14 protein-coding genes are annotated in these 12,095 nt (G+C 61.5%); 8 read left to right on the forward strand and 6 right to left on the reverse strand.

What is annotated here, in order from left to right; genetic code table 11:
* Nucleotides 1–34: 34 nt before the first annotated feature.
* The 3 genes from C5L13_RS03895 to C5L13_RS03905 are packed head-to-tail and all read left to right on the forward strand — an operon-like array spanning nucleotide 35 to nucleotide 3,114.
* On the forward strand, nucleotides 35–2,437 hold the full coding sequence (locus C5L13_RS03895) for a heavy metal translocating P-type ATPase (RefSeq protein WP_105382077.1): 2,403 nt from the start codon (nucleotides 35–37) through the stop codon (nucleotides 2,435–2,437).
* Entirely contained in the window at nucleotides 2,434–2,862 is a 429-nt protein-coding gene (gene cueR, locus C5L13_RS03900) for a Cu(I)-responsive transcriptional regulator (RefSeq protein WP_105381896.1), read from the forward strand. Before C5L13_RS03895 ends, cueR begins: the two co-directional genes overlap by 4 nt.
* A gap of 51 nt (nucleotides 2,863–2,913) precedes the next feature.
* Nucleotides 2,914–3,114 carry a heavy-metal-associated domain-containing protein gene (locus C5L13_RS03905; protein WP_105381897.1) on the forward strand — a complete coding sequence of 67 codons (201 nt, stop codon included), beginning with the start codon at nucleotides 2,914–2,916 and terminating at the stop codon, nucleotides 3,112–3,114.
* A gap of 73 nt (nucleotides 3,115–3,187) precedes the next feature.
* On the opposite strand, the gene C5L13_RS03910 is transcribed toward C5L13_RS03905, so the two are convergent.
* Nucleotides 3,188–3,481 carry a hypothetical protein gene (locus tag C5L13_RS03910; protein WP_105381898.1) on the reverse strand — a complete coding sequence of 98 codons (294 nt, stop codon included), beginning with the start codon at nucleotides 3,479–3,481 and terminating at the stop codon, nucleotides 3,188–3,190.
* A gap of 224 nt (nucleotides 3,482–3,705) precedes the next feature.
* On the reverse strand, nucleotides 3,706–4,665 hold the full coding sequence (locus C5L13_RS03915) for a threonine ammonia-lyase (RefSeq protein WP_105382078.1): 960 nt from the start codon (nucleotides 4,663–4,665) through the stop codon (nucleotides 3,706–3,708).
* Nucleotides 4,666–4,846: 181 nt separating this feature from the next.
* Here C5L13_RS03915 and C5L13_RS03920 point away from each other — a divergent pair, with 181 nt between their 5' ends.
* Entirely contained in the window at nucleotides 4,847–5,269 is a 423-nt protein-coding gene (locus C5L13_RS03920) for a YciI family protein (protein ID WP_105381899.1), read from the forward strand.
* A gap of 86 nt (nucleotides 5,270–5,355) precedes the next feature.
* Here the strand turns inward: C5L13_RS03920 and C5L13_RS03925 are convergent, their stop codons facing one another.
* Nucleotides 5,356–5,985, reverse strand: a complete 630-nt coding sequence (locus tag C5L13_RS03925) for an outer membrane protein (protein ID WP_105381900.1) — start codon at nucleotides 5,983–5,985, stop codon at nucleotides 5,356–5,358.
* A 204-nt stretch (nucleotides 5,986–6,189) separates the two neighbouring features.
* On the opposite strand from C5L13_RS03925, the gene C5L13_RS03930 reads away from it, so the two are divergent.
* Nucleotides 6,190–7,578 carry an MFS transporter gene (locus C5L13_RS03930; RefSeq protein ID WP_158693378.1) on the forward strand — a complete coding sequence of 463 codons (1,389 nt, stop codon included), beginning with the start codon at nucleotides 6,190–6,192 and terminating at the stop codon, nucleotides 7,576–7,578.
* Nucleotides 7,579–7,596: 18 nt separating this feature from the next.
* Here C5L13_RS03930 and C5L13_RS03935 read toward each other — a convergent pair whose 3' ends face one another.
* The 3 genes from C5L13_RS03935 to C5L13_RS03945 form a co-directional block, all read right to left on the reverse strand.
* A complete protein-coding gene (locus C5L13_RS03935; RefSeq protein WP_105381902.1) occupies nucleotides 7,597–8,058 on the reverse strand; it encodes a hypothetical protein in 462 nt (153 codons plus the stop codon).
* Nucleotides 8,055–8,738 carry a hypothetical protein gene (locus tag C5L13_RS03940; RefSeq protein ID WP_158693379.1) on the reverse strand — a complete coding sequence of 228 codons (684 nt, stop codon included), beginning with the start codon at nucleotides 8,736–8,738 and terminating at the stop codon, nucleotides 8,055–8,057. The genes C5L13_RS03935 and C5L13_RS03940 overlap by 4 nt, the downstream gene beginning before the upstream one ends.
* Nucleotides 8,739–8,883: 145 nt before the next feature.
* Nucleotides 8,884–9,099 (reverse strand): hypothetical protein, encoded by a 216-nt coding sequence (locus C5L13_RS03945; protein ID WP_105381904.1) that lies wholly within the window; start codon nucleotides 9,097–9,099, stop codon nucleotides 8,884–8,886.
* Nucleotides 9,100–9,431: 332 nt separating this feature from the next.
* On the opposite strand from C5L13_RS03945, the gene C5L13_RS03950 reads away from it, so the two are divergent.
* From C5L13_RS03950 to C5L13_RS03960, 3 genes are all read left to right on the forward strand, one after another.
* A complete protein-coding gene (locus C5L13_RS03950; RefSeq protein ID WP_105382079.1) occupies nucleotides 9,432–10,892 on the forward strand; it encodes a protein adenylyltransferase SelO in 1,461 nt (486 codons plus the stop codon).
* Nucleotides 10,893–10,999: 107 nt separating this feature from the next.
* The gene (locus C5L13_RS03955) at nucleotides 11,000–11,182 is read left to right on the forward strand and encodes a hypothetical protein (RefSeq protein WP_105381905.1); all 183 of its coding nucleotides are present in this window, start codon (nucleotides 11,000–11,002) and stop codon (nucleotides 11,180–11,182) included.
* Nucleotides 11,175–11,840 (forward strand): Fic family protein, encoded by a 666-nt coding sequence (locus C5L13_RS03960; protein ID WP_105381906.1) that lies wholly within the window; start codon nucleotides 11,175–11,177, stop codon nucleotides 11,838–11,840. The genes C5L13_RS03955 and C5L13_RS03960 overlap by 8 nt, the downstream gene beginning before the upstream one ends.
* Nucleotides 11,841–12,095: the final 255 nt, after the last annotated feature.

A 12,095-nucleotide genomic window follows, 5' to 3' on the forward strand; every position in this document is an offset into this window, starting at 1 on the left:
GGTCCACATAGGGCGGGAAATGGAGATTCCGCCCATGAACCAGATGACAAAACACGTTCATCCCGCCGAGCCTTTCACCGTTCCGGTGGAGGGCATGACCTGCGCGTCCTGCGTACGCCGCGTTGAAAACGCCGCCGCCAAGGTGCCGGGCGTGGACAGGAGCGCCGTCAATTTTGCCACCAAGAAGCTGACGGTGGAATCGGCTGAAGGTTTTTCGCCGGACGATCTTGAAAAGGCGATCCGCAAGGTGGGCTACGAAATTCCGCCGGGTGCCATGGATCACGCCATGCGCGGCGCCGGGATACGGCCTGCGGCGCCGGCGGCGGAGCATGCCGGGCATGACCATCATCACGACCACGCAGCGGACGCGGGGCACATGGCAGGCCACGACCAACCGGCTCCGGCCGGCGGGCACGACCACATGCATATGCATCAGGGTGAGGAGGGCGTGCTGAAGCGCGATCTCGCCATCGCCTTCGTGCTGACCCTGCCGCTTTTCGTGCTCGAAATGGGCAGCCATTTCTATGACCCGTTCCATCACTGGCTTATGGGCGTCATCAAGACGCAGAACCTCTATTACGGCTATTTCCTGGCTGCGACCGTGGTGATCTTCGGTCCCGGCTTCCGCTTTCTAAGGCTTGGCCTGCCGGCGCTTTTGCGCGGTGCGCCGGAGATGAACTCGCTGGTGGCGGTCGGCGTGCTGGCCGCTTACGGTTATTCGCTGGTGACGACCTTCGCCCCCGATCTGCTGCCGGAAAGTGCCCGCTTCGTCTATTATGAGGCGGCCACCGTGATCGTCACGCTGATCCTGTTCGGCAGGCTGCTGGAAGCGCGCGCGACCGGCCGCACCGGCGAGGCGATCGAGAAACTGGCCGGCCTTCAGGCCAAGACCGCCCGTGTCGAGCGCGATGGCAGGACGATCGATATTCCGGCCGATCAGGTCGTGGCGGGCGAGATCGTGGTGATCCGTCCCGGCGAGCGACTGCCGGTCGACGGCACGGTGATCGACGGGCAGTCGAACGTCGATGAATCGATGATATCAGGCGAGCCGCTGCCCGTCGAAAAGGTGGCGGGCGCAAGCGTCGTCGGCGGAACGATCAACAAGACCGGCTCCTTCCGCTTCCGTGCCGACAAGGTCGGCCGCGACACGATGCTGGCGCAGATCATCCGCATGGTCGAGCAGGCGCAAGGGTCGAAACTGCCGATCCAGACCCTGGTCGACCGGGTGACCGCATGGTTCGTGCCGGCCGTGATCGTGCTGGCGGCGCTTACCTTCACCGTCTGGTTCTTCTACGGCCCGAGCCCGGCGCTGACCCATGCGCTCGTCAACGCGGTCGCCGTGCTGATCATTGCCTGCCCCTGCGCCATGGGGCTTGCCGTGCCGACCTCGATCGTCGTCGGCGGCGGGCGCGCGGCGGAACTCGGCGTGCTGTTCCGCAAGGGCGAAGCGCTGCAGGAATTGCGCAATGTCGATCTCGTCGTGCTCGACAAGACCGGCACCGTCACCAAGGGGCGGCCGGAACTGACCGATCTCGTGACCGCGGACGGTTTTGCCGAGGACGAGGTGCTGAAGCTCGTCGCCGCCGTCGAGGCGCAGTCCGAGCACCCGATCGCCGATGCCATCGTCAGGGCGGCGGAAGCAACGGGCATTACCGTGCCGAAGGCGGACAGGTTTCAATCCGTCACTGGCTACGGCATCGAAGCCGACGTGGACGGCCGCAGGGTGGCCGTGGGCGCCGATCGCTTCATGGAAAAGCTCGGGGCCTCGGTCGAAGGTTTTGCCGAAGCCGCAGCGCGCCTCGCGGACGAGGGCAAGACGCCGCTTTATGCCGCGATCGACGGCAAGGTGGCGGCTGCGATCGCCGTTGCCGATCCGTTGAAGCCGGCCAGCCGCGATGCGATCAAGGCCTTGCAGGACATGGGCATCGAGGTCGCCATGGTGACCGGCGACAACCGCCGCACGGCGCAAGCGATCGCCCGCCAGGTCGGCATCGAAAAGGTCGTGGCCGAAGTCCTGCCCGAGGGCAAGGTAAAGGCGATCCACGAGATGCGCGCGGGCGGCAGAAAACTCGCCTTCGTCGGCGACGGCATCAACGACGCTCCCGCGCTCGCCGAGGCCGATATCGGGATTGCCATCGGCACCGGCACGGACGTCGCGATCGAAAGCGCCGACGTGGTGCTGGTGGGCGGCGAGCTTTCCGGCGCCGTCGCGGCGATCGCCATGAGCCGCGCCACCATGACCAACATCAAGCAGAACCTGTTCTGGGCCTTCGGTTACAACGTCGCGCTGATCCCGGTTGCGGCAGGTGCCCTGTATCCCGCCTTCGGCTGGCTGCTGTCGCCGATGATTGCCGCCGGCGCCATGGCGCTGTCGAGCGTCTTCGTGCTCGGCAACGCGCTCAGACTGAAGGCCGTCACGATTGGAGAAAAGAGATGAATATCGGCCAGGCTTCCGATGCGTCAGGCGTATCGGCCAAGATGATCCGCTATTACGAGGAGATCGGCCTGATCCGGCCGATGGGCCGCACGGGCAACAATTACCGTGTCTACGGCGAGGAGGAGGTGCATGTCCTGCGCTTCATCAGGCGGGCCCGCTCGCTCGGCTTTTCGCTCGAAGAGACGGAGACGCTCCTGAAGCTCTGGCAGGATCAGAGCCGCGAGAGCGCTGCCGTCAAGGATGTGGCGACCGCCCACATCGCCGACCTTGAACGCCGGATCGCCGAGATGCAGGGCATGGTGAAGACGCTGAAGCATCTTGCCCATTGCTGCGGCGGCGACCAGCGGCCGAACTGCCCGATCCTCGACGACCTCGCAGGTGACGCCCCCGCGCCGGCACCCCGCAAGACGAAACAACCCGCTTGATCTCCCCTGAGGGAGGAGAGCAGAAAAGTAAAATCGGACAAGGAGACCCCTATGACTGCCGTTTTCACCGTGCCGGACATGACCTGCGGCCATTGCGAAAAGACCGTGCGTGGAGCGCTTGAGGAAGCGCTGCCGGGTGCCGCCGTGGCGGTCGACCTCTCGTCGAAAAGGGTTGCGGTCGAAGGCGATGCGCTAAAGGCCGAGGAGGCCATTCGCGAGGCAGGCTACAGCCCCGAGCGCGTGGCAGCCTGAAAGACGGCCTGCCCTCTCGGAACGATGCGGCCGGCGCCGAGGACCGAAACGCGGTGTTTCGTTGGCGCAGCGCTTATGCCCGGCGGGCGTCGATTGCGATATGCAGCATCCTCAGCGCGCCGGCGGCATCCAGCAGATTGGCCTGAAGCTGGTCGTTGGTGATCTTGCCGATTCCAAGGGTGAGCGAAATGGATTGGAGGTCGCCGACGATCTCCTTGTGCATGCCCGCAACGCAGGCGCCTTCCTGAAGGTCGGAGACCTTCTCGCTGGCACTGGTCAACAACTGCCGCTTTCCCACGTCGGAAAGCCGCACGAGCTCATTTGCCGACCGCACGAGTTCAGATACCAGATCGGTTATGGCGCTCACGTCGCGGTGCCTCGTTACCTCAATTCGATTTGCGCAGTAGACGGCAGATCTGCAAGAAAATCCATCCCCCAAATTGGGGGTTGCATTAGAGATACAGAGGAACCTGTGGATAAATACACTGGCCTGAGGTGTAGAACTAATGTTTAGGAGCTGCGAATAAAGTAGAGTTGTTTCTGCTGGTAGTAAAACTAAGGACGGACCTCGTGGGCCTGCCGCTCATGGTGTCAATGTTTCATCCAGTTTTCGAAATCCACGGGTGCGACGTTGCTTCCACACAGAACCGTCGCGACCGTTTGCCCGCGAAAACGGTCCGGGCTCTCGAGAATGCTGGCAATACCCAAAGCGGCCGCAGGTTCGACGATCAAGCCGGAGTGCTTGTAGAGCAGCCTCATGCCCTCGACGATGCTGCCTTCCTCGACCAGAAGGGCATCGTCCACGACTTCCAGCATATCCGTCAACACATCGGGGATGACGTATCTTCCGGCGACACCGTCGGCGATCGTGTTGGGCGCCCCGGATTCCACGACTTCACCCGCAAGATATGACCGGGTCAACGCAGGCGCATTTCGAGGCTGAACAGACAAGACCCTGGTGTCCGGGCTATGGGTTTTCAGCGCGAAACCAATACCGGTCGCCATCGCCCCGGCGCCGAGTGAAATCAGGACGGAATCCAGCGGGAACGGCAGTTTGGCGAGTTCCAGACCGATCGTCGCCGCTCCTTCGCAGGTGTCGATGTTTTTGCTGTCTTCGACAAGGAATGCGCCGGTTTTTCGGGAATGGGCGATCGCCGCTTCGAGTGCTTCTTCGATTTGCCCTTCGACCAGAACAACAGTGGCGCCCAGGGCTTTCATGCGTTCGATCTTCAAGGGATTGGCAGCGGATGAGGCCGCCACGGTAACTGCGAAGCCTCTGTTCCTTCCGCAGTAGGCAAGTGCCTGGCCAAGATTTCCGGCGCTTGCGCAGACCACGGCTTTCTGACCGCCGTTTGCTTCGAGACTGGCCAGCACGGTTTCTGTTCCGCGCCCTTTGAAACACCGGACGGGGTTCAATGTTTCGACCTTCAATATGATGCGGCATCCCAAAGCTCTGCTGAGATGGGGGCAATGATACTGAGGTGTGTTTTGAAAAACGCGGTCGATCTTGTGAACGGCGTCTTCAATTCGGCGGATGCTGAGTCTCGTCATGAGGTTATGATGGCACGCGCAATTTGCGGTCACAAGTTGACCGCTGGCCCAAGCCATCATCTGACCCTTTGCCCAGTTTGATTTGGGCTCAGTTTAATTTGGTGTCGTCTGTCGGTTTCGACCGGGTTCATGCGTCTTTCGGGAGACGGCCGTGGTGGCCGGTTGGCAAGAGGAGAGAAAAATGCGTGTCATGGTGATGGTCAAGGCGACCAAGGATAGCGAAGTGGGCGTGATGCCGACCGTTGAGCTTTTCGAAGCAATGGGCAAGTTCAACGAGGAATTGGTGAAAGCCGGGATCATGCTGGCCGGCGATGGCCTCAAGCCGTCGTCTCAGGGCAAGCGCGTGGCCTTCGACGGCGCCGACCGGCTGGTGATCGACGGGCCTTTTACGGAAACGAAGGAACTGGTCGCCGGTTACTGGCTCTGGCAGGTCAAGGATCTGGACGAGGCGATCGCCTGGGTCAAGCGTTGCCCCAATCCGATGCCGGGCCCGAGCGAGATCGAGATCCGACCCCTCTACGAGATGGAGGATTTCGCCGAGGTCCTGACGCCCGAGATCGTGGAGCAGCACGAGCGTCTGCGCGAGCAGATTGAGAAGCAGTGAGCGGTGCGGTCCGAGGGAAGAGGATTGCACCTGAAACCCGCCGGAATTCCCGTTCCGGCGGCCTTGGTGCAATAGGCGCCGCGTGCCTAGAACTTCACGCCGATGCCGACATTGATGATGTGCTGGTCGAAGTTGAAATCGGAGCCCGCGAGGTCACCTTCCCCGAAATCGTTGTAACGGTATTCGATACGGCCGAAGACGTTGTCGGTGAAGGCGTAGTCGAGGCCGGCGCCGACCGTCCAGCCGTGCAGCGTGTCGTCATCGTCGAAACCGCCGCCGTCGATGCTGGCATTGGTCGCGGTCCAGCCGCCGGCTGCGAAGATGAGAGCCCGATCCATGGCATAACCCACACGGCCGCGCACCGAACCGGAGAAGCCGGTGCCGATGTCGACGCCGCCGGCATAGCTGTTTTCATTCCAGTCGTAGTTCACGTCGCCTTCGAGACCTGCGACGAAACCGTTCGAAAACTGCCAGTTGTAGCCGACAAACCCGCCGAACCGCCAGCCATCGAAGCTGTCGGAGCCGCCGACGATCGCATCGCCATCTCCCCAGCCATAGCCGGTATGAAGACCGATATAGGGGCCGGACCAGGTGAATACGGCTGGCGTTTCCACCACTTCCGGCGCGGCAGGAACCGCTTCGACCGCATCCGCGGCAAAAACAACGGAAGAGGCGGTCATGGCGGCCGTCGTGGCGAGAATGAAAATAGCCCTCATGGATATTCCCTCCGGTTGATGATGATATTGATGTAGTGCGCATTGCTTGGAAAGCTGTAGCTAAAATACAACAAAGCGCCAAAACTGGCGACTCATTTTAAGCGATTGAAATTGCTGCGCTTTTATTTTCATCTATCGCCTTGACCTCAACTGTGCTTGAGGTCGTAGCGTGCCGCGCATTGTAAAACGGACATGGAGACAGGCGTGCTGCAGGACATGGATACGAGTTGGTCGAGGCTTTTGCGGGGTCGTGACGGTGCAATGCTTGCGCTGATCTCCTCCGGGATCGGGCTGCATGCCTTCAACCAGTTCGCAATCGTTGCGGCATTGCCGCCGGCGGCGCGGGAGATCGGCGGCACGGATTATTTCAGCTGGGCCTATACGCTTTATTTCCTGGGTTCGATTGCCGGCGGCACCGGTGCGGCGGCATTTCGGGACCGCATCGGCGTGAAGGCGAGCCTGATGATCTCGGCGCTCGTCTTTGCGGCCGGCGGACTGCTTGCGCTGGCCGCGCCTGCCTTTTCCTGGATCATGGCAGGGCGTCTCCTGCAGGGCGTGGCCGACGGGCTGGTGGTGGCGATCTGCTACAGCCTAATCCCCGCAAACTTTCCCTCCGCGCTGATCGCCAAGGTTTTTGCCGTCGAAGCGGTCGTCTGGGCGGTGGCGGCAATTGCCGGGCCGCTCGCAGGCGGGCTGCTGACCGAGGCCTATTCCTGGCGGGCGGCATTCCTGGCCGTTGCCCCCTTCGTTCTTCTCCTGCCGGTCCTGACGCTGGCGGCACGGCCTCGCGTGACGGAGGCGGCGCCCATGCCGCTTTCCTTCGCCACGATCGGGCTCTGCCTTGCCGCTTCCTTCGTCCTGTCGCTTTCCTCCGTCGCGACCAATGGCGCCATGCAGGCTGTGGCGATTGCCGCCGGGGCGGGGCTTTTCCTGCCGGCCCTGAAGCTCGACGGAAAGATCGGCGCCAGGCTTTTCCCGGCCGGGGCCTTCAGGCTGGGCTCGGTGCTGGGGAACGGCTTCTGGGTGCTGTTCCTGATGTCGGCCAGCCACTCGGTCGGCAGCGTCTATCTGGCGGTGATGATCGACGCGGTGTTCGGGTTCCGGCCGGCCGTGGTGGGATATATCGTCGTCAGCATGGCTCTCACCTGGAGCGTGGTCGCGGTCGTCGCAAGCCGCATCGTGGCACTGGGGCCGCGGCATGCCTGGATGCGCAGCGGCGCCCTGTTCCAGCTTTTCGGGTTCCTGGCGCTCGCGGCATCGTTTGTGAACGGCTCGCTGGAGCTCCTGCTTTTCGGACAGATCGCGATCGGCACCGGTTTCGGCCTCGCCTGGGCCAGCATCAACCAGGCCGCCATGGAGGCGGCCGAGACGGCGGAGCGGGATCTGGCGAGCGCGCTGCTGCCGACCATTTCGACCGCCGGTTATGCGATCGGCGCGGGCCTTGCCGGGATGATCGCGACGGCAACGGGGCTCATATCCCGGCTCGAGGGCGGGGAGGCAGGCGGCCCGGCCTTCTGGCTCTACGGCACGGCGGCAGCAGGCGCGCTGCTCACCTTCCTGTTCGGCTTCGGCGTAAGGCTGAAAGGCAACTGACGCCGGGAAAGAGGGGTTTCAGATCTGGCGCAGCTGGTCGAGGTTGCCGCAGGCGCCCCGCTGGAAAACCCCGATGACCGGCCGGTAGTCGTTCTCGATCCCGACGGAATTCAGGAGAATGAACAGGATATGCCGGGTGAGGGCGTTCAGATAGGGGAATTCGTCGTGAAGCCCGCCCTTGTACAGGAATGACAGGCGGTCGAACTCCTTGGAAAACTCGATGAGGTAACCGAGAGTCTGCCCCTGCGGATCCGCGGGCCGTAATTCCACCTCGCAGCCCGCCGCTGCCGCTGTTCCCTCCGATCCGTTCGGGCCGACCTCCACCGACATGCCCGCCGCGCGCAGGGCGGACAATACCTGCGCGTTGGCGACGCCCTCGCGCCAGCTCGTGGACGCAAGGTCGCGCAGGCCTCCGGCCCTTTCCTTCAGAACGAGCGGAACGGCCAGAAACAGGAGGACAACGACAAGCAGGCGGATCATGCGCGCACCGCAGACTTGGGACGCATGGACGCCAGCCCGATCATCCAGAGGGTGGTGAGCAGCCCGACCACTTCGCCGGCGGTGCCCTCGTGCAGGGGCTGGTAGAGGTCCATGAAGCGGATCATCGCGAAGAGGCGCATCCAGTTGATCAGCACGACGCCGGCAACACCCGCCGCCAGCCAGTGGAGGTTTTGCAGCGGGCTGACCTTGTTCACCACCGAAAACGCGAGCCATGCCAGAAGCATGTAGGAAATGCCGTGGAAGGAAGAACAGGCCCAGAGGATGAGCACCGGGTCATTGCCATCGCCCGGCACAACGAAATTTCCGCTGATCTCGTATCCGGCGGCGAGTGCTGTGACATAGGCATCGATGGTCAGAACAGGCGTGCCGATGCCCATGACCAGCATCAGGCCCCAGAATTTGGGAACCGTCAGATAGATGCAGAGCATGCCCAGCCAGCGTTCGGACAGAAGCACGCGGCCGCCGAGGACGGTGAGCGCCAGCCATGAAAACCAGGTGAGTGGAACATAGAGAAGAAGCGCGACGAGGCCGAGGATCAGCCTTTCCGCCCAAACCGGCAGGCGGCTTTCGAGAGGCGCTTTCCAGAGAGCCCAGGCAACCCACAGCACCGAAAACAAGAGCACCGGGTGAATGCCTCCGCCCGTGAGCAGGGCGGACATGGCACCATCTTCAACGAACACCTTGCGGACATCTTCGAAAGCAGCGTTGGCGAACGCACAAAGTACAAGGATGGAATAAAGTGGCCCCACGCGCTGCCTTTCAAACAAAAAGGCCGCTGCGGCAGGTAATGCCGCAGCGGGTAGGTCAGTTCTTGCTGTTCTTGCGTACGACATAGGCGAAAAGGCCTGCAGCGAGCGGCAAGCCGAGCGCAGCGATCGGCACCGGAGCGCCTTTGTGGCCTTTGCCGCCACCGACACCACCACCGACGCCGCCGCCATTGCCGCCCTTGGCCGCAAAGGCCGAGCCCCCGCTAAGTGCAAGGATTGTTACCGCGGCCAACGCGAATAAACCCTTCTTCATAGTTACCCCCTCAACGCAACAACATCGTTGCCCCACTTTAATTATATGTGAACCAATTATTACACAAGAGTTTAGGGGTAATATACTTAATCCATTGGGGGAACGTGCTTATCAATAGGTATTTGTAGTTGATAAACGTCAACTTTGGCCGGATCTCCCTAAGCCCTTCGTTGGTGGTAGTCTGACTATTTCTCCCACCGGCTTGGTTTTCATGATCACGGCCCTCAGCGGCAGTCCGGCGGTGCAACAAAAGCGTGATTTCCTTGTTCGGCAGGGCAGCTTACCCATATTGAGGAAATGAGGCCGCAGCGGCCCGAGGAGGCGCATTCTTGGTGTTCCAGTTCGACAATTCCTACGCCCGCCTGCCGGACAGGTTTTTCGCTTCCGTCTACCCGGAGCCGGTCGACGGGCCTGTCTTGTTGAAGTTCAACCAGGAGCTTGCCGAGGAGCTTGGCGTCGAAGCGGATTTTTCCGATCCCGCCAGGCTTGCGGCGATCCTCGCCGGCAATGTCCTGCCGCCGGGAGCAGCGCCGATCGCCATGGCCTATGCGGGCCACCAGTTCGGCAATTTCGTGCCGCAGCTCGGCGACGGGCGGGCGATCCTGCTGGGCGAGGTGGTGGACCGCAAGAAAATACGCCGCGACATCCAGTTGAAGGGGGCGGGGCCGACCCCGTTTTCCCGACGCGGTGACGGACGCGCGGCACTCGGCCCGGTGCTTCGCGAATACATCATCTCCGAGGCGTTTGCGGCGCTCGGCATCCCGGCGACGCGGGCGCTCGCTGCGGTCGCGACCGGCGAGCCGGTCTATCGCGAACGGGTCGAGCAGGGTGCCGTTTTCGTGCGGGTAGCGGCAAGCCATGTGCGGATCGGCACCTTCCAGTTTTTCGCCGCACGTGGCGACAACGAAGGCGTCCAACTGCTCGCCGACTATGTGATCGAGCGGCATTATCTTGAACTCCGAGGGCGGGAAAATCCTTATCTCGCGCTGCTCGAGGCCGTGGCGATGCGGCAGGCGGCACTGATCGCCCGCTGGATGGGGGCAGGTTTCATCCACGGGGTGATGAACACCGACAACATGACGATTTCAGGCGAAACCATCGATTTCGGCCCCTGCGCCTTTCTCGATGAATATAATCCTATGAAGGTCTTTTCCTCGATCGACCAGATGGGCCGCTATGCCTATCGCAACCAGCCCGGCATCGGCCAGTGGAACATCGCCCGGCTGGCGGAATGCCTGCTGCCGCTGCTTGACGCCGACGAAGGGAAGGCGGTGGAGGCGGCGAACGCCGTGCTGAAGGCATTCGGCGAGCGGTTTCAGGCCGAATGGCTGGCGGTTTTCCGCAGGAAGATCGGGCTTTTCTCCGAGGCCGAAGGCGACGGCGAGCTGATCCAGGCGCTGCTTTCCGCCATGCAGGAAGGGGAGGCGGATTTCACGCTCGCCTTCCGGCGGCTGGCCGGCCCGGCGGAGGGCGAGGACGAGGCGTTTCTCTCCTGCTTTGCCACGACCACCAAGGCCGGCGACTGGCTTTCGGCATGGCGCGACCGGCTGGCCGGCGATCTGCGGGAGGGCGGCGAACGGGCTGCGGCGCTCCGGGCGGTCAATCCCGCCATCATTCCCCGCAACCACCGGGTCGAGGAAGCGCTTTCCGCCGCGAACTACGGCGACCTCAGCTATTTCGAACGGCTGCTGGAGGCGATCGAACATCCCTTCGACGAACGTCCGGAATTTGCCGACCTGACGACGCCGCCGAAGCCGGAAGAGCGGGTGACCCAGACGTTTTGCGGGACGTGAGTGGCGTATAGGCCATAAGGCCGACGCAAATTTGCGAGAATATATGAATCTACATTGCCGTGAATCATAAAAGCGATTTTATGGGCATATGCAGAAAGGAATTCCAAATGAACGAGCCACTGAGAAAACTTCTTGATGCCGCAAGGAAGGTTCCCCAGACTCCAAAGGAGCTGGAAATCCAGCGTCGGAGTTTTGCATATGGAAACACCCATTTCGAGAACGGTTTGATTACTCGAGAAATGGTTGACCGCATCGCCGACGAAATGGTTGAGAAAGACAAAGATGAGTGATCATACGCGCCGCCACAGTATTGCGGCGGAGGCCTATCTGGTCGGTGATCAAAACGCACGCGCTGAGGCGGAAGCGCGAAATGGCCTGCTTCAATTTGATCTCGCCTGCCGGATGATCATGGACGCAATCGACAAGGGCGAGGGTTGGAAGCTTCGTCCATCAACGTTTCTTGCTCTTCATCGTGAAGCGCTTCAGGGGATTAGCAACTACGCGGGAAATTTTCGACCCTCGACAGTTGAGATTGAAGGAAGCCAGCATAAGCCCGTGGAAGCGCACCGGGTTCCCGAACTCATTGAAGAACTTTGCGACTATGTGAATGACAACTGGAGGGAGAAGACGGCTGTCCACCTGGCCTCGTTTGTAATGTGGCGGTTAAACTGGATTCATCCATTCAGCGACGGCAACGGGCGCACTTCTCGTATGGTTTCGTACCTCGTTCTGTGTGTAAAATTGGGATTGTTGTTGCCCGGCCGCAATACCATCCCTGATCAGATCGTCGACAATCGAGTACCTTATTTCGACGCACTGGAGGCGGCCGACAAAGCGGCCATCGCCGGTCAATATGACTTTTCCAAAATGGAAGAACTGATTGAAGGCATGTTGGCGGCGCAGCTGACCAGCGTAATGGAAACCGCGACCGGTAAGCATTATCTCTAGGCGCGTTCCCAAAAGCTGTTCTCTATCTAAAATTCGCGAGATAGGAAAATAATCCTTGACGGCGTGACGGTGGTTTGGTAGGGTTCTGTCATCGTCGAAGAATTGCGCCGACGGGCAGCCTTCAGAGGTTGCCGGTGCAGGGCTTCCAGTCATCGGCCCGGTCTGACGCCGGGCTTTTTTATTCGGAAAATCGGCATCGGGAACCGGCGCGATCGAGATGATCGCGGTGGATGCCTCTGCGTGCCTGAAAACAGC

Origin of the sequence: Neorhizobium alkalisoli (assembly GCF_002968635.1) — a bacterium.
Lineage (GTDB): Bacteria > Pseudomonadota > Alphaproteobacteria > Rhizobiales > Rhizobiaceae > Neorhizobium > Neorhizobium alkalisoli.